At 67.3% G+C, this 18,013-nt stretch carries 7 protein-coding genes; 6 read left to right on the top strand and 1 reads right to left on the bottom strand.

Annotated features, from left to right (window positions below; all coding sequences use genetic code 11):
* Positions 1–590 precede the first annotated feature (590 nt).
* Positions 591–1,010 carry a hypothetical protein gene (locus AC3RCJ_RS17330; RefSeq protein ID WP_492958478.1) on the top strand — a complete coding sequence of 140 codons (420 nt, stop codon included), beginning with the start codon at positions 591–593 and terminating at the stop codon, positions 1,008–1,010.
* Between the two features lie 320 nt (positions 1,011–1,330).
* Entirely contained in the window at positions 1,331–1,675 is a 345-nt protein-coding gene (locus AC3RCJ_RS17325) for a KfrB domain-containing protein (protein WP_492958480.1), read from the top strand.
* A 48-nt stretch (positions 1,676–1,723) separates the two neighbouring features.
* Here AC3RCJ_RS17325 and AC3RCJ_RS17320 read toward each other — a convergent pair whose 3' ends face one another.
* Positions 1,724–2,143 (bottom strand): hypothetical protein, encoded by a 420-nt coding sequence (locus tag AC3RCJ_RS17320; RefSeq protein WP_492958482.1) that lies wholly within the window; start codon positions 2,141–2,143, stop codon positions 1,724–1,726.
* Between the two features lie 233 nt (positions 2,144–2,376).
* On the opposite strand from AC3RCJ_RS17320, the gene AC3RCJ_RS17315 reads away from it, so the two are divergent.
* The 4 genes from AC3RCJ_RS17315 to AC3RCJ_RS17300 all read left to right on the top strand — a co-directional run bounded on the left by AC3RCJ_RS17315 (position 2,377) and on the right by AC3RCJ_RS17300 (position 17,917).
* Complete coding sequence (locus tag AC3RCJ_RS17315) at positions 2,377–3,198, top strand: hypothetical protein (RefSeq protein ID WP_492958484.1); 822 nt, start codon at positions 2,377–2,379, stop codon at positions 3,196–3,198.
* 2 nt (positions 3,199–3,200) lie between these two features.
* On the top strand, positions 3,201–3,716 hold the full coding sequence (locus AC3RCJ_RS17310) for an RNA polymerase sigma factor (RefSeq protein ID WP_492958486.1): 516 nt from the start codon (positions 3,201–3,203) through the stop codon (positions 3,714–3,716).
* 123 nt (positions 3,717–3,839) lie between these two features.
* Positions 3,840–4,838, top strand: coding sequence for a FecR family protein (locus tag AC3RCJ_RS17305; protein WP_492958488.1), 999 nt, complete (start codon positions 3,840–3,842; stop codon positions 4,836–4,838).
* Positions 4,839–5,128: 290 nt separating this feature from the next.
* Entirely contained in the window at positions 5,129–17,917 is a 12,789-nt protein-coding gene (locus AC3RCJ_RS17300; RefSeq protein WP_492958490.1) for a filamentous hemagglutinin family protein, read from the top strand.
* The last annotated feature ends 96 nt before the right edge of the window (positions 17,918–18,013 follow it).

Genomic DNA, 18,013 nt, shown 5'->3' with positions numbered 1-18,013 from the left:
TCCTTTACGCCGACGTGCTCCCAGTTGCTTTTGGTGAAGAAATTGAGCGCGCGACCGACCGGAGATATAGATCTGCCGCATCTTATCGCTCGGGCAATGGCAGATGTCGGTCAGGTGAAGCACGTCATCAAGCGGGAAGCTAAGCCACGCTGACCCGGCCACGGCGGCCGTTGCGGCGCGGCTCGAGAGTCGGCGCATCCGTCCCCGCCATGGGCGACATTGCCGCCGCGTACGCCGGGCCGACGAATTCCGGATCGCCGAAGCGGCGCAGATCGATGTAGTCGACGTTTCTTCGCGCTCAATTTTTGCGCCAGCGTCTGCACGATCATCGTGCGATCGCCCCCCTTTCAAGGGCGGGGCCTCGGCTGCGAAGGCTGGAAACGACAACAGGATACCCAACACGACGCCGGCGACAAACTTCCTTTTGCCTGGCCTAGCTGCCTTCAGGTTGTACTCATTGTTTGAGAGTTGTGCGAAAGAGTGCGCGTGGCGCTTCTGCTGTTGACGTCATCGAATCGGCGCTCCGCTCTGCATGGCGCCGGGAATTGATGCATCCGTGCCGATGGCGCGTGCCGCGCGGAGCAGGGCTGGTGCTACACTGCGGCTCTTGCGCGTTGCTGCAGCTGCCGCCAGCCTGGCTCGACGTGCGGCAGGAGCAGTCCACTATTCGCCACACGATCATGAATGACTTGTTGACCTACATCGCTGCCATTTTCAAGCTGCCCAGCCAGGCCGTGATCGAGCGGCGCGACATCGCGCAAGCCTCCTGGCAGGAAGACGGCTTCGAGGTACGCCAGGAGGTGGCGACCTATTACTTCAGCAATGGCGTGGTGGTGCGGCGCACGTCCGAGGAAGACAGCTTTCCATCGCAGGCGGCCTGCGCGGAGTGCTGGATCACCTACGAGGTGCCATCGAACGGGCAGGCGCCGGTCGAGGTGTTGCCAGCGAGCAGGCGCTTTGACAGTAGTTGCCGAGAGGCATTCTGGTTGAAATTTCACAGCACCAACTGAACGGATGCCTGGCTGACATCGACTGGCGTGCGCAAGACACAGTCCCCAGGCTGTAAAGCGGAATGACAGTCTATTTCCTGTCATTGCATTGTAGCGTTCCTGCCGTGCGCTTGCCGCTATCGGACAGGGTGCGGCCGTTCTGTCTGGCCAGGTCCGGCGGCTCAGGGGCTGCCGCATGGCAAAGCAGGCGCCAGCACAGTTTGATGTGCATCACATCGCAGGCGTTTAGCTGCTCAGCGGCAAGTATCGGGCGCTTAAAATGGCCCATTGCCGAACGAATTGTCCGCTGTCACGTCTTATCGATAAACAGGAGCGCATTGATGACGCAAAGAGTCTTGGTCATGAACGGGCAGCGCCTGCTGCAGAACGAGTGGGGCGGGCAGTGGGTGACCAGCAAGGTGGACAAGGCCGGGGCGATCAAGCCCGGCATCTACGATATCTGCCGGGCGGTGGCTGCCGACAAGGCGAAGACGTATGACGGCGTTATCGTGCATGCCGATGGCGCCGGCGTGTACCAGCAGGCAGGCAAGACCTTGATCAAGCACGCCGCCGGCGATTTCGCTGCGGTACCCGGGACGGGCATCGACACCAGTGTCCGCTACGAGCACGGCCAGGCGCACAGCAGCAGTGCCGGCGTCAGCCTGGGGCGCAAGCTGGGCCGGTAGAGGGGGGGGCTGGCGCCTTGCCGCCGCATGGGATTACCGCCAGCAGTTCTAGTTCTTTGGCAGGCTGGCAACGTATTTCGAGAATTCTCCCGAAAGTTGGCGTGCATTCGGCAGGTGTGACGTTTCACAATCCTTGCGTGCCGCGATTACATCGTCTTCCAGAGGGCCGAGTACGAGCCGTGCCGTGGCTGCATACTTTGCTAACAGAACGGGCTTTCTTTCCGCCAAGGGATAGTCTGCCGCGACGATGATCGCATCGAGCTTAGTCTGCAGTTCGCGTTGTACCTGGCTGTATTGTCCATTAAACAGTTGCGAGCAGGCACCCAGATAGGCAAAAGTAAGTTCGCTACGATAGCCCAGAAGATCACGTGCGGTTTGAACGGCAGTCTCATGCTTTTCCGCGGATGCGGCAAGGGGGACGCATAGCGTTGCGCAAAGGACGGCGATATGACATACGGTGGAACGCATTGTTTGTCTTTATGGAAGAATTGTTAGTCGAAGACCGATGATCTGTTCAATTGTACCTGCTTGATGTCGCCATTGAGTATCAATGCAAGATATTTGCTCTTCCCATTTCGGCGTGCTCGCGCAATCTCGAGGATGCAATGGAATTGATGTAACGACACCGTCATATTTGAGTGCCACCATGCACATTTTCAGAATGGTGTGCCTACCTTGCCGACTCGATCCTTCTCCCTGCCATGGCACTTGCAGCACCGCTGCCGGCGTGGCGGCGCGCGCGGCAATGCACGGCGGCGGGAGCGAGCGGGGTGCGTGTGTACGCCAGCCGGTTGAGCCGTCAGGGACTGGCGCTCTTCTGGGTGTTGGGCGCGATGAGCGGCTCCCTGGGAAGCGCCCGTGGTGCGCCTGCCGATCCGCCGCCTGCGGGCTATGCCCGTGCCAGACTCGCTTCGGCCGCGGTGCAGCCCCCCATTGCCTTCAATATCCCGGCGCAGCCGCTGAATGCGGCACTGAGCCAGTATGCGGACACGTCCGGACAACCGGCGCTGTTTCCCAGTGACATCGTTCATGCCCGCACCTCCACGGCGGTGCAGGGCGTTTACTCGGCCGAAGCGGCGTTGCGCATCCTGCTCCAGGGGACGGGGCTGATTGCCGACAAGCGCAGTTCCAGCCTGGGCCACACATTCATCCTGAAAGAAGCCACGTTGGCATCCGCCTCGCCTCGCAATGGCATGGCCGAGCTGTTCAGTGAGGATGGCTACTCCGGCCTGCTACAGATGCGTGTTTGGCAGGCCCTTTGCTCGAATGCGCTTACCCGGCCGGGCAACTATACTTCCTTGCTGCGCTTTTACCTGGAGACGGATGGCCGCCTCGGTGGTGCCCGTCTCATCGGCAGCAGCGGCGACGCGCGCCGCGATGCGGCCTTGCTGCACACCCTGCGGGGTGTGCGTATCGAGCGCCTGCCGCCGGCGGCCATCGGGCGGCAGCCTTTGACCATGATGGTTGCCCCCGGCGCTGCGGATGCCGGGCCGCAATGCGGCCAGCAACAGGGGACAGGCTAGCCATGTCCGACGGCACGCAGCTGTTCCTGCTGAACTACCTGGGCAAGCACTACGCATCCATCAAGCAGCGCCTGACGCGCAAGCTGGGCAATGCGGAGGATGCCGGCGATGCCCTGCACGATACCTGGCTGCGGCTCAAGGGCAGCGAGGAGCACGGCCCGATCCTGAACCCTGGCGCCTACCTGTCGCGCATGGCGATCAACATTGCGGTGGACGTCCAGCGTCGGCACAGCCGCCTGCTGTCGGGCGACGATATCGAGGAATTGCTGGAAAACCAGGTCGACCCCTCACCTGGTCCGGCGCGGACCGCCGAGATACGCTCGGAGCTCGATGCGCTGCTCCAGCTGCTCGACCGCATGCCGGAACGCCGGCGGGCCATCGCGCTGCTCGTGCATGCGGAAGGGGTGACGCAGAAAGAGGCCGCCCAGCGGCTGGGTGTATCGTTGCGGACGGTCGAGTACGAACTGAAACGCGTGCATGAACGCCTTGATACATATCTTGCAGCAGAGAATAAATAATGCGGGTTTTATGGGCTGCCATTCGTCACTGAGTATGAAACAACAAAAAACACATGCACGCAAGGCGCGGCAGGCGGCCGTTTTGCCGCAGTGCGGCCGCGCCGGGCCGCTGGAGCGGACGCGATGAAGACGCCGCCGCCCATGGACAGTCGCGTCGCCACGCCTGCCGACCCGGACGCGCAGGCGTGGAACTGGTTGCGCCTGCTTACTTCGGGAGACGCCCGCGAGGTCGATGCGCAGCGGTTCCGGCGCTGGATCAAGGCCAGTCCTGCACACCAGGCCGCCTATAACAAGGCGAAGCGCCGCTGGGACGCGATTGAAGCCCCGGCGCGCGAATTGTTGCGCAGCAAACCGCAAGCCGTGGCGGTGCGCGAGTGCCGTCCGCGCATCCCGCTGGCCGGACGCCGTGCCTTCCTTGGTGCGGCCATCAGCGCGGCGGCGGTCGCCGGCGTGGCCGTGCTTCAGCCACCGCTGGGCTTGTGGCCGGCGCCGGACGAGTGGGATGCCGATGACCGCACCGCCACCGGTGAACAGCGCACGCTGGCGCTGTCGGCCGGCGTCGATGTCACGCTGAACACGCGCACCAGCGTTCGCCGCCAGACCGATGGCGGCAAACTGGTCGGCCTGGAGCTGATCACGGGCGAGGCCGCCATCGACTCGACGGGAGCAGGGCGGGCGTTTGCGGTGGTGGCCGGCGTTGGCCGCAGCCTGCTCGAATCCGGGCGGTTTGAAGTGCGCCATCTGAATGGCAAGGTCTGCGTCACCTGCATCGAAGGCAGTGTTCGCATGGAGCATCCGGCAGGCGCGCTTCAATTGCATGCCCGCCAGCAAATAGTCTATGGCGCCAGGTCGGTTGGCGGCATTGCCAGCATCGACCCGAAAACGGTGTCTGCCTGGCGCCAAGGCATACTGGTGTTCAACCAGACCCGTCTGGACGATGCGCTCGACGAAATCAATCGTTATCGGCCCGGTCGCGTGGTGCTGCTGAACGACGCCGTGCGCAGCAAACCGGTCAGCGGGCGCTTTGCCACGGCCTCGCTGGATCTGGCGCTGTGGCAGTTGCAGGAATCCTTCCAGCTGCGTGCCCGCGCGCTGCCGGCGGGCTTGCTGGTCTTGAGCTGAACGAGTCCCGCCATCGTGTTGCCATACGGGCCAGGGGCCGGTGCCGTGTCATGCGCGCGGCCTGCGCGGCCGTGTGTGTCCCGTGTTGCGCAGGGTGTTGCCGGGCCTGCGGAAAATAGTTCCAAAAAAGTTTGCGGTATTTGTGTGGTGCTATTCGTCACTCATACATGGGGAGCCTTTTCTGTCGCTGACGCCAGTCGGCTGCAGGCAGAAAGTCTTCGTGAATGTGGCTGGCCGGCGCGAGACGGCCAGCCGAATGGCATCGACTCAATGATCAGGCGGAAACTTACATGAACACACGCGGGCGCAGTGGCAAGGAAAATCAAACGATACGCAGGCAGGATCAGGCATTCAGGCTGGCACCGTTGGCGCAGGCCATCGCACTGACCTTGGCCGCCGGCGCGGTCACGCTGCCGGCCCACGCGCAGCGCGCATTTGGTCCGGCATGGTTCGCGGACAAAGGCGCGATCCGGCAATCCGCAGCGCAGAGCGGTCGCTTGCCCAATGGCATGCCTGCATCAAGTCTGGCCAGCCTTCCCGGGCAAGAACAGCAAAAGGCCAATGCCCAGCTGCAGCGCTCCATCAGCAACCTGAATCTTGCTGCGCGCAGCATCGCGGCCCAGCAATCGGCACAAGCCGCCGCCCGGCAGGCCGCCGCCAACGGCACGGCTGTCGCGGACGGCATGGCCGAAGGCGGATTGAAGGTCGACAGCAACAGTCTCACCGCCAGCTGGATCAACGCCAATGCCCCGGTGCAATCGCAGATAGACGGCCGCACCAACGTGACAATCCGGCAGACCGCCGACAAGGCCATCCTGAACTGGGAAACCTTTAACGTCGGCAAGCAGACCACCGTCGATTTCAAGCAGGATGCCAGCTGGGCGGTGTTGAACCGCATCAACGACCCCTTGATGCGGCCCAGCCAGATCCAGGGCCAGATCAAAGCCGATGGCACGGTGCTCATCGTCAACCGCAACGGCATCGTCTTCAATGGCGCCAGCCAGGTCAACACGCGCAATCTCGTCGCCGCCGCCGCCGAGATCGGCGACGGCCAGTTCAAGGCCAACGGTATCTACAGCGCCAACGCCAGCGAACCCAGTTTCACCAACGCCCAGGGCAAGGTAGAATTTCAGGCCGGCGCCCGCATCGCCACGCTGGCCCCGAAGACTTCCACCGAAGGCGGCGGCTATGTCCTGTTGCTCGGCAAGGACGTGCACAACGCGGGGGACATTGCCACGCAGAAAAGCCAAACCGCGCTTGTGGCCGGCGACAGCTTCGTCATCAAGAAAGGGTTCGGCACCGACGGCAACCAGGCGTCGACCACGCGCGGCAACGAAATCACCGCGCAGTTCGGCAGCGACAGCCTGGCGGGCAAGGTCGGCAACACCGGCCTGATCCAGGCTCGCGAGGGCGACGTGACCATGCTGGGGCGTGACGTGCAGCAAAACGGTGTCGTACTGGCCAGCACCAGCGTCAACACCCGCGGCACCGTGCACCTTAATGCCATCGGCGCCGATGGCAAGATTGCCTTCGGCCAGGGTGCCGCGACTGCCGTGGTGATCGAGGACGACGGCAAGACCACTGCCTTGGACAGCCAGCGCGCCGGCCTGCGGGGACCGGCAGTTACGACTTCCGAGAATATCGTGGCCATCACGGATCGGCGCGACCAGTCGCGCATCGAAGTCACGAGCGGCGGCACGGTGGACTTCCAGGGCGACTCCCTGACTTTGGCCACCGGTGGCCAGATCGACATCCATGCAGCCCAGCGCAGCCTGGTGCGCGAAGGCGCCCGGATCGACGTTGCCGGTGCCGTGGGCGTGAACCTGGCCATGGAATCGAACAACATCAAGGTCAACGTCCAGGGCAACGAGCAGCGCGACGCGCCGCTCAATCGGGATGGCAAGGCCCTTAACAGCAACGACGTGTGGATCGACCGCCGCAGCCTGGTGCTCGTACCCAAGGGCACGAACGGCTACGCCAGCGACCGCTGGTACACGGCCGGCGGCCTGCTGGAAGTCGGCGGCTATCTGGGCACCCAGGGCCACACTGTGGGCGAATGGATGGCGCAGGGCGGCACGCTGAGCTTCGGCGGCAATGATGTGGTCACGCAGGCCGGCTCCAGCATCAACCTCTCGGGCGGCACGCTCAATGTGCAGAGCGGTTTCATCAATCAGACCTGGCTCAAGGGAACCGATGGGCGGCTGTATGAAGTTTCCAGGGCCCCGGGCGAGCAGCGCTACACGGGCGTCTACAAAGGCTACGAGGACAAGCACGAACGCTGGGGCGAGAAGGCGACCGGTTATTATTACAACCCGCTGATCGGACAGCAGCGCAGGCTGGAAAACGGTTACACGGTGGGCCGCGATGCCGGCCTGCTGGTGATCGGGACAAAGAGTGCGGTGATCGAGGGCGACATCGCGGGCGACACCTTCCATGGCAGCCACCAGACGCAGGCGGCGCAGGCCGGACTCGACGGGTATGAGCAGTCGCAGGTGGCGGTGGCGCGCGGCGGGCAGCTGGTGGTCGGCAGCTACGGCACTCTCTACGACAAGAGCACCGGCCTGATGCACCGCCGGCTCGACACCGCCGGCGTGAAGGACGTGGTGCTGAGCGACACGGCCGAACGCATTGCCGCCGGGCTGGACCTCACGGCGGCGTTGCCGGCCGCGCGCCAGGACACGTTGATCCTCGACACCACGTTGCTGAACGGCTTCTCGCTGGGCGCGGTGCGCATTGCGGCCGCGAACGCGATCACGGTGGATGCGGCGCTGACGCTGGGCAATGGCGGCGACATCGCGCTGTATGGCCCGAAGCTCGGGGTGAACGCGGACCTCACGGCGCACGGCGGCAGCATCCGCCTGGGCGACACGCTCGCGCAGGCCAGCACCAACTACCTCGATGACACCACGCAGATCACCACGCCCGAAGGTGTGCGCGCGGGCGTGGCGGTGGCCCAAGGCGTGACACTGGACACGCGCGGCCTGTGGAGCAATCTGTGGCTCGATCCTGGCGATACCGGCAACATGGCGTGGCGTAACGGCGGCAGCGTATCGATCCGCAGCAGCGGAGACGTGCTGCTGGCCCAGGGTAGCGTCATCGACGTGTCTTCGGGGGCGGCCTTGCTGGCCAACGGCACCTCGCAGCGAGGCGGCAAGGGCGGCGACGTCCGGCTGCAGGCGAATGCGCAGACCGGTGGTGGCGAAGGCGTGCTGGCGATCGATGGCGCGCTGCGCGGCTGGGGCACCTCGGGTGGCGGCACGCTGAGCTTGCAGGCCGGGCGCATGCTCGTCACGGACGGCCCAGGGTGGGCGGACACGTCGGCCGAAGCGGGCACATTGCTTCTCTCAGGCAACTTCTTCGACAAGGGCTTCAGCCGCTACGCACTCATCGGCGACCGCGGCGTCACGGTGACCGACGGCACGCAGGTCGAGGTGACGATGCCGGTGCTGCGCGTAAGGCCAGAAGCCAGGAATGTCGCCACCACCTTTGACGCGGGCCAAGCGCTGCAAGCGTGGACGCCGCCGCTCTACGCCGAGGATGCCGTCAAGGGCGTGCTCACGCAGCGCGCGGGCGCGGGCCTGAGCCTGCAGGCGGGCACGGCGCAGACCCTGGCGGCCGACCTGCCGACGGTGGCGGCGGTCATCGGCCAGGAGGCGCGGATCACGGTCGACCCCGGCCAGGCCATCGACGTGCGCAGCGTCGGGCAGCTCACGCTGCAAGGCCGGCTGCAAGCGCACGGCGGCAGCATTTCGCTGAAGAACCTCGATCTCACGCGCATGGAGCAGGAGCACGCCGTGGACGTGGCGCATAGCCGCTCGATCTGGATCGGCGAGCAGGCGGTGATCGACGTGTCCGCCACGCCCGCGACCGCGCTCGATGTGCAGGGCCGGCGCTATGGCATCGTGCGCGACGGCGGCAGCATCGTGATCGGCGGCGAGATCAAGGAAAGCGACGGTTCGGCCACGGCCGCCAACGGCTTCATCGTCGTGCGCGAGGGCGCCGTGCTCGATGCCTCGGGTACCGCCGCCGTGCTCGACATGGGCGATGCCGGCCCGGTCGCGGTCGCGAGCCGCGGCGGGCTTATCGCGCTGGCCTCGAACAACGGCCTCTACCTCGACGGTGAACTGCGGGCCCGCTCGGGCGGCGCGGGCGCGGCCGGCGGCACGCTGCAAGTCGCGCTGGAATCGCCCGAAGTGCGCACGAGTGCCGGCCAGGCGGAGTACCCGCTGGCCGAGAACGCGGTGCGCAACTACCGCGACCTGGTCATCGGCGGGCTGCAGGGGCCGTCGGACCTGCCGGCCGGACTGGCCCCCGGCGCGACCGATGCGGCGCTGGTCTATGGCCACGGCCGGCTGGGTGTCGACAGCGTCACGCGCGGCGGCTTCGATAACCTCGCGCTGCTCAGCGCGGGCGGCATCAGCCTGGAAGACAACGCCAGCCTGCGGCTTGGCCAGAGTCTGTCGGCCTACGGCGCGCTGATGCTGGCCAACAACGCACGCAACGACGCGCACATCACGCTGGCAGCGCCCTACGTGCGGCTGGCCGGCATCACGCAGAGCTCGGCGTTGGACGTAAGCCGAGGCCGCTTCGGCGTCATCGGCACCGGCGACTGGCTACCGTCCGAGGCGCATTTTGAGGTGCATGCCGGCCTCATCGACGTGCGCTCGTCGGTGCGTATGTCCGGTGTCAACGGCGATATACCGATATCGTCCGACATCGACGCGCCGGAGAACCTTGGCAGCATCAGGGTCGAGCGGCGTGGCTTCGGCCAGACCACGCTGCAAAGCGACGGCGACTTGCGCTTTCTGTCCGACGTGCCGGCCTTGAGCAACGGCGTGCCGACGACCAGCCTCGCCACCCCAGGCGACCTCACCTTGCGGGCTGCGCAAATCTACCCGGCCATCGGTGTCTCGGCCTCGATCCAGGCGGGAGTGCTGCACGACGGCACTTATGCGCCGGATCGCGTGCTGCGCATCGAAGGCAAGGGTCAAGCCGCGCCGGCGGTGCCCTATGCGGCCTTTGGCGGCCTGACGCTCGGCGCCGCGACCATCGAGCAGGGCGGCGTGCTGCGCGTGCCGCTGGGCAGCCTGCGCATCGGCGACGCAAACACCACGCGTGTCGACTTCCTGCCAGGGAGCCTGACCTCGGTCAGTGGCAACGGCCTGCTGATGCCTTATGGCGGCACGGTCGATGGCCTGAACTACCTCTACGACGGCACGAAGGTCGAGTTGATCGGCGTCGGTGGCGCCGGCTCGTACGGCAAGACGCTGGCGGTCGGCATCACGTTGGGCGGGGCGAGCGCCCATGTGCAGCCCGGCGCGGTGCTGGACCTCTCGGGCGGCGGCGAACTCACTGGCGCCGGCTTTATCGGTGGCCGCGGCGGCTCGACCGATGCGCGCTACCACCCGCTGGTGCGCAATGCGAGCGATGGCAGCTTCAGCCTTCCCGGTCTCGCGGGCAACCCCGTGTATGCCGTCGTGCCCGGCGTGCAAGCCCCGGTCGCCCCGGTGGGCGGCGAACGTGGCGCGGTCGACCCGCTGATCGGCCAGCAGATCACGTTGGGTGCCGGCGTGCCGGGCTTGCCCGCGGGCACCTACACGCTGATGCCTTCCACCTATGCCCTGTTGCCCGGCGCCTTCCGCGTCGAGCTCAACGGCAGCGTCGGCCAGGGCGCGGCGCAGGCCAGCAGCGCGATGCGCAACGGCTCGTGGTCGGCCGCCGCGCGGCTCGGCATTGCCAATACCAGCATCGGCGATACGTTGTTCCGCCAGGCTATCCTCACACCGGCCGAGGTGCTGCGCAGCTACTCGCAGTACAACGAGACTTCGTTCAACCAGTTCATCGTGAGCGACGCCGCGCGCACCGGCGTGCCGCGCGCGATGGCGCCGGCCGACGCGCGCACGCTGCTGCTGGCCCTCATGCCGAACACGGGCGCCGGCGCCGACGCTTTCCACTTCGGGGGCATCGGCCGCTTCGACGCGGCCAAGGGCGGCTACGGCGGCACGGTGGCCGTGTTTGCGGGATCCGGGGGGCCTCAAAGCCAGATCGAGATCGTGGGCGGCGGTGCGAAGGCCACGGCCGGCTTCGAGGGCGTGACGCTGAACGCCGAGGCGCTCAATGCGATGGGGGCCGCGCGGCTCATGCTCGGCGGTCTGCAGTACGTGACCTACGGCCCGGGCGGGCGCATCGTGATGTTCGGCGCGGGCACGAACAGCCTCACGCTGCGCCAGGGGGCGGTGCTGTCGGCGCCCGAGGTGTTCCTGCTGGCCGATGCCACCAACACCGATGACGCGAGTCATCTCGTGATCGAGCAGGGCGCGGCGATCCGCACGCTGGGCAAGGGCCGCGCGGCCTACGACTCGGCCGACGGCTTCGTCTACGCGGGCTCGGCCGGCAATTTGGTGGCCGTGTCCAACGGCGTGCTCAGCATGCTGCCGGTGCCGCCCAGTGTCGACCGGCTGGGCAACCGCAGCCTGCAAGTCGGCGTGTGCATCGTCTCGCCCTGCGCGGGCCAGACCGAGCTGTATTCCGAGGGTACCATCGCGCTGTCCACGCCCGACCGTTTCGTGCTCGACGATACGGTGCGCTATGGCACGCGCAACCTCACGCTGGCGGTGCAGGGCATCAACGTCGGCGACGGCGCGGTGCTGGCCGACGCGGCCGCGCGCAACACGCTGCCTTCCGGCCTGGTGTTGAACCAGAGCGTGCTCAACCGCCTGCTGCACGGTGACACGCAGTACGGCGCCCCGGCGCTTGAAACGCTGGAGCTCAATGCCAGCGGCGGCCTGCGCTTTTTCGGCAGCGCCTCGCTCGACACCATCGACCCGGCCAGCGGCAAATCCACGCTTGCGCGCCTGGTGCTGGGCACGCCCGCCATCTACGGCGCGGGCGCGGCCGGCGATGTGGCGACCATCCGCACCGGCCACCTGGTCTGGAAGGGATCGACCGTGGCGCCCGGCGTCGCGGTCATGGGCGGCGCCGGCACGGGCAGCGGTGCGCTGGCCATCGAGGCCGGGACCATCGAATTCGGCTATGGCCCGGGCGCGCAAGCCACGGGCACCAGCGACGACGCGCGTCTGGCGCTGGGCTTTGCCGATGTGCGACTCACCGCCAGCGAGCGCGTCACGGCCAACCAGAAGGGCAGCCTGTCGGTCTACCAGTCGCAAGGCGCGTATGAAGCCGGCAAGGGTTATGCCTACAGCGGCGGCAATCTCAGCATCGACGCGCCGTTGGTGACAGGCGCGGCGGGCTCGGTCAACCGCATCACCGCGGGCGGCGACCTGCGCGTGAGCGCTTCCGTGCCGGCGAACAGAGCGCTCGCCGATGCCGCACTCGGCGCGGAACTGCGCCTTGCGGGCCGTGACGTGATCGTCGACACCACGCTGGCACTGCCCAGCGGCAAGCTCGTCATCACCGCCGACAACGATCTCACGCTGACCGGGCGCGCGCAACTGGACCTGGCCGGCCGCAAGATCGATTTCAACGACGTGTCCAAGTACAGCTGGGGCGGCGACGTCACGCTCGAAAGCCTGGCCGGCAATGTGCGCCAGGCCACGGGCTCGGTGATCGACCTGGCGGCGCAGAACAACCGTGCCGGCACGCTCAAGGCGCTGGCGCTGGGCGACCAGGCCGGCGTGGTCGACCTGCAGGGCGCCATCCGCGCCGGCAGCACGGGGCGCTATGACGCGGGCGGCACGCTGCTGCCGTATCTGGCAGGCGGCGTGGAAATCCGCGCACAGCACCTCGGTGATGGCGCAGCGCTCGACAGCCAGTTCGCATCGCTCAACCAACGGCTCAACGAAGGCGGCGTGTCCGGCACGCGCACCTTCCAGCTCAGGCAGGGCGACCTTGCCATCGGCGACGGCCTGAAGGCCGGCGAAGTCAATGTGTCGCTCGACAACGGCAGCCTGACGGTCAACGGCACCATCGACGCCAGCGGCGAGCGCGTGGGCCGCATTTCCCTCGCGGCGAAGAATGCCCTGACGGTGGCTGGCTCGGCCGTGCTCGATGCGCACGGCACGCTGCTGCGCGTGGATAGCTACGGCAAGATCATCGATTCGCCCAACCGCGCCATCGTCGACCTGAGCACGCAGGGCGGCGTGCTGACGCTGGCCGACGGCGCGCGCATCGACCTGCGCCATGGCACGGCCGCGACGCTGGGCACGCAAGCGGGGCAGAACGACGGCCGCGCACGCGGCACGCTCGATCTCTCGGCGCCGCGCATCGGCGCCAACGGCTTGCCGGGCATCAACGGGACAAGCGATGCGGCGGTCTATGGCGACATCGCCATCGACGCGCGCGGCGCGCTCGACATCCGCGGCGCTCGCTCCATCGCGGTCAACGCCATGCAACGCTACGACGACGCCCCGCTGGTCAGCACGCCGGCCGCCAGCGGACGACCCTACCAGGAGATCACCCAGGCCTGGCTGAAGGGCAAGCACGACGACAACAAGGACTTCGTCGATGCCGCACTGGCGCGCGCCAGCCTCATGACCGGCAGGCTCGCCGGCCTGCGCAAGCCGGCTGACGCCGACGCCTTCCATCTGCGCCCCGGCATCGAGATCGTGAGCAATGCGACCAGCAACCCGGGCGGCGACATCGTCGTGTCGGGCGACCTGGACCTGTCGGGCTACCGCTACGCCAGCGTCAACCCGCACACGCAAAAGACCGGCGTCTCTGGCTCGGGCGAAGTCGCGACCCTGCGCATCCGCGCGGCCGGCAACCTCGATATCTATGGCAGCATCAACGACGGCTTCGCGCCGCCGCCCGCCACGCAGGACGACAAGGGCTGGCTGCTGACGACAGGCATCAACTTCTTTGGCGCCGACACGGTGATCCCGCGCGCCGGCATCGTGCTGGGCGACGGCACGGTGTTCGAAGGCGGCAACGCGCTCAACTTCGACCTGCCGATCCAGTCAGGTGACTTTGCCGCCGGCACGCTGATCCCCGTGTCCAGCGCATTGATGGCGGAGATGCTGCTGCCCGCCGGCACCGTGCTCGCTGCCAACGTGCGCGATGCCGGGGGCCAGATTATTCACGCGGCCGGCAGCATCGCCGGCGAAACCGTGACGCTGCCTCAAGGCACGCGCCTGGACGCCGGCATGCGCCTGCCGGGCGCCACCACGCTGGACGCGCTGGTCTGGCCCAAGGGCATCGCGCTGCCGGTCGCGGGCGCAAAGTACCTGATGCATGGCGACACGGCCCTGCCCATGGGCGCGCTGTTGCCTTCTTCGGCCGACATCAAGCTGCCGGGCGCGGCCAAGTCGGTCGAGCTTCGCCCTGGCGGCGCGGGCCGGCTGTGGGGCGCGGCCGTGATGCTGCCGGAAGGCTCGCAGTCGTGGTCGCTGCAACTGCTGGCCGGCGCTGATCTGAGTGCGGCCGATGCGCGCACGCTGCAGCAGCACCCTGCGGCGGGTGAACTGCGCCTGGCCGACACCCATTACGGTCTGTTCGCCAAGGCCCTGCCGTTCAAGGGCGCGTTCGCGTGGACATCGCTCGCGGCTAGCGATCTGGGCTTGAAGGCAGGCGTAGAAATCACCGACGAAGTCGCGCAGCAACTCTTGGGCGGCAGATACCAGACCGCGGCGGCGCTGTGCGCGGCGAACGGATCCTATTGCACGCCCGTCTATGCGTTCAATTGGTCGGCGTCCGCCGCCCGGAGATTCAAAGAACCTGCGCTTGCGGATACGCCGATTCTCGATGCCGATGTTGTGCGGTTGACCAAAGGCGCGTTCAAGACGGCCAACGCGCTGTGTGAGGGAAGTTCCAGTTATTGCATCTCGCTGCCCGTGAACATCTACTACGAATACCTGCCTGGCAACACCCGCTTCAGCGTGCTGCGCACCGGCGCTGCCGATCTTGACCTGCGCGCGGCCGGCAACCTGGGCATGAACTCGCTCTACGGCGTCTATACGGCCGGCGCCTCGTCGCAGGCCACGCAGGCCGGCGACCCGTACAACCTGCCGCGCGTGGTGGGCAGCAGCGGTACGGTGTTGAGCGACAAGAACAAGGGCTACGAGAAGTTCGTCAACGGCGGTGCCGAGAGCCTGGCGCGCGCCTGGTACCCGGCCGGCGGCGGCAACCTCACGCTGCAGGCCGGCGGCAACCTGACCGGAGAGTTGATGGCGGCAATCTCCGCCATCGGCGCCAGCCGGCCCAATCCGGCCGATGCGGGCGTGACGAGCAACGACACCGCCAACTGGCTGTGGCGCCAGGGCAGTGGTAACACGCTCGGGGGAGGCAACGATCAGGCTGCGGCCTGGTGGATCAACTTTGGCAGCTACGCCACGCGCGGTACGACCGACACGCTGGTGGGCTTTACCGGTTACGGTACGCTGGGCGGCGGCGACTTGCGCGTCGACGTGGGCGGCGACGCGGGCCTCGTGTCCCAGCGGGGTACGGCCGTGCGCACCGGCACGGACAACCGGCGCAGCGACGGCCTGGTGCTGGCCGTGGGCGGCACCGGCCGCGTGCTGGCCGATGGCAGCCTGGCGCTCACCGGCGGGGGCGATCTGAGCCTGCGCGTCGGCGGCGCACTCAATCCCTTGGCGCTCGATCCCCTGAACGACATCCAGTCCAACGCGGTGCTCAACGGCGCCGTCGTCAACCTGCGCGGCGACGTGCAGATGCAAGCCGGCGCGATGGGCACCCAGTCGCTGCGCTATGCGCAGTACACGGGCCAGCTGTCCGAGCGCGATACCCGGACCCTCGATCCGTTCTCGGCCGGGCGCGCGGTGTCGCAGGGTGGCATGCTGCTGGTGCCGGGCGATGCGAGCTACCAGCTGAACACGCGCGGCGACCTGGTCGTGACGGGTGCCAACGACGCGGGCCGCGCCGTGATACAGAACCGCAGCGCCTTCATGGTGGACGGCGCCAAGGGCAGCGGCGACAGCTGGTTCACGCTGTGGACGCCGAACACCGCCATCCGCCTGTTCTCGGCCGGCGGCGACCTGACGCCGCAGATGGCCAACCCCGGCGCGCTCCCGACCGACATGGCCCACGTCTACCCGTCGATCCTGAGCGCGGTCGCGTCCAGCGGCAGCCTCTACTATGGCAGCATGGTCACGGACAGGACGACAGAGGCGACCGGCGCGCTGGTACTCGCGCCATCGGCGAACAGCCGGCTGGAGTTCCTTGCCAGCAATTCGATCCATGGCGGCGGCTACGCCGTGAGCCCCTCGGGCGCGGCCGAGAGTGCGATGGCCACCCCCTTCCATCCGGCGTTCCGGGGAACGCTAGAGAACGGCACCGCTGTGAGCAATCTCGTCCAGGCCGGCAACCTCGTCGAAAATGACCGGCCATTGTTCGCGCTGGGCGCCAACACCGTGTCGGCAGGCGGCCAACACGGCAGCGAACCGGTGCGTTTCTATGCCTTGCACGGCGACCTGGTGGGCGTGGCAACGGGCCGCATTAACGTTTTTGCATCCAACGACCCGACGCGCGCCGGCCAGACTTATTACGAGGCCGGGCAGCCGGTGTGGATGATGGCCGGGCGCGACATCGTCGGCAGCGGCACGCCCATCGGCCAGGCCCAGCGCATTGATGTGAGCTTGGGCGCGCTCTATGACAGTTCGGGCAACCTGTTCGCGCACAGCGCCCCGACCGACGTGTCGCTAGTGTCGGCCGGTCGCGACATCGTCTACAGCAGTTTTAACGTGGCCGGCCCCGGCACGCTGGAGATCACCGCAGGGCGCCATATCCAGATGGAAGACCGCGCGGGCGTGACGAGCCTGGGCCCGGTGGTGCCGGGCGACAGCCGGCCGGGCGCGAGCATCTCGATGCTGGCCGGCGTGGGCCCGAACGGCCCCGACTACAAGGGCTTCCTGGCGCGTTACCTGGGCGAAGGCAAGCGCGCCCAGCCAGGCCTGCCGCTGGCCGACCAGCCTGGCAAGGTCGTCAAGACCTACGAGGCCGAGCTGGCCACCTGGCTGGCCGACCCGCTCCACGGCCTGGGCTTCACCGGTACGCCCGGCGAGGCGCAGGCCTTCTTCGACGCGCTGCCGGCGACGCAGCAACGCATCTTTGCGCGCCAGGTGTACTTCGCCGAACTCAAGGCCGGCGGGCGCGAGTACAACGACGCCGACGGCGCGCGCTTCGGCAGCTACCTGCGCGGGCGCAATGCCATCGCGGCGCTGTTCCCCAAGGGGGCTGCGGATGGGGCGCCGATCAGCTATAGCGGCGACATCACTATGTTCCGCGGCAAGCTCGGCGCCACGCCGCGCAGCGGCTTCGTACGCACGCTGTTCGGTGGCGATATCGCGCTGATGACGCCCGGCGGCCGCCAGGTCTACGGCATCGAGGGCGAGGCGCCGCCCTCCGACGCGGGCGTGCTGACCCAGGGTGCGGGCGACATCGCGATCTATTCGCAGGGCAGCATCCTGCTGGGCCAGAGCCGTATCATGACCACCTTCGGCGGCGGCATCCTGGGCTGGTCGGCCGAGGGAGACATCAACGCGGGGCGCGGCTCGAAGACCACGCTGGTCTACACGCCGCCCAAGCGTGTCTACGATCAGTGGGGCAACGTCACGCTGTCGTCCAACGTGCCGAGCACCGGCGCGGGCATCGCCACGCTGGCGCCGATCCCGGAAGTGCCGGCCGGCGACATCGACCTGATCGCCCCGCTTGGCACCATCGACGCGGGCGAGGCGGGCATCCGCGTGTCGGGCAACGTGAACCTGGCGGCGCTGCAGGTGGTCAACGCGGCCAACATCGCCGTCAAGGGGGAGGCTATGGGCATGCCGAGCATTGCGGCGGTGAATGTCGGCGCATTGAGCAATGCGAGTGCGGCGGCGTCGCAGGCAACGGCCGCCGCGCAGGACGTCCTGCAGCGCGAGCGCACGGCGGCGCGTCAGAACCTGCCGTCGATCTTCACGGTGCGGCTGATCGGATTTGGCAACGAAGCGATGGAGGGAGGAGGGGATGCACCGCCGCCGCCACGTGCCGGGCTGCAGTCGTCTCGCGGCGTGCCATACGATGCCGCCAATCCGGTGCAATTCATTGGCGTCGGCGGTGATTTCGACGCCCGGCAGCTGGCACGCTTGAGTCCCGAGCAACGGCGCCTGTTGCAGCAGGACCGCTAGGCCAGTGGCCTGAACCGGTATTACCCACCTGTTTCCTGCCCGCGCAGGGAACAGGCTGGGGAACTGCCTGCCTTTGCCGTGCATGGCCCCCTGCTG

It is taken from the genome of Janthinobacterium sp. GW822-FHT07H11, assembly GCF_058798615.1.
This window is presented reverse-complemented; position numbering and strand designations above follow the sequence as displayed.

What these genes read in the sequence shown, in the direction of transcription:
- AC3RCJ_RS17315 (WP_492958484.1), top strand. Translation starts at nt 2,377, where the DNA reads ATGGCACTTGCAGCACCGCTGCCGGCGTGGCGGCGCGCGCGGCAATGC.
- AC3RCJ_RS17300 (WP_492958490.1), top strand. Translation starts at nt 5,129, where the DNA reads ATGAACACACGCGGGCGCAGTGGCAAGGAAAATCAAACGATACGCAGG.
- AC3RCJ_RS17310 (WP_492958486.1), top strand. Translation starts at nt 3,201, where the DNA reads ATGTCCGACGGCACGCAGCTGTTCCTGCTGAACTACCTGGGCAAGCAC.
- AC3RCJ_RS17320 (WP_492958482.1), bottom strand. Translation starts at nt 2,143, where the DNA reads ATGCGTTCCACCGTATGTCATATCGCCGTCCTTTGCGCAACGCTATGC.
- AC3RCJ_RS17305 (WP_492958488.1), top strand. Translation starts at nt 3,840, where the DNA reads ATGAAGACGCCGCCGCCCATGGACAGTCGCGTCGCCACGCCTGCCGAC.
- AC3RCJ_RS17325 (WP_492958480.1), top strand. Translation starts at nt 1,331, where the DNA reads ATGACGCAAAGAGTCTTGGTCATGAACGGGCAGCGCCTGCTGCAGAAC.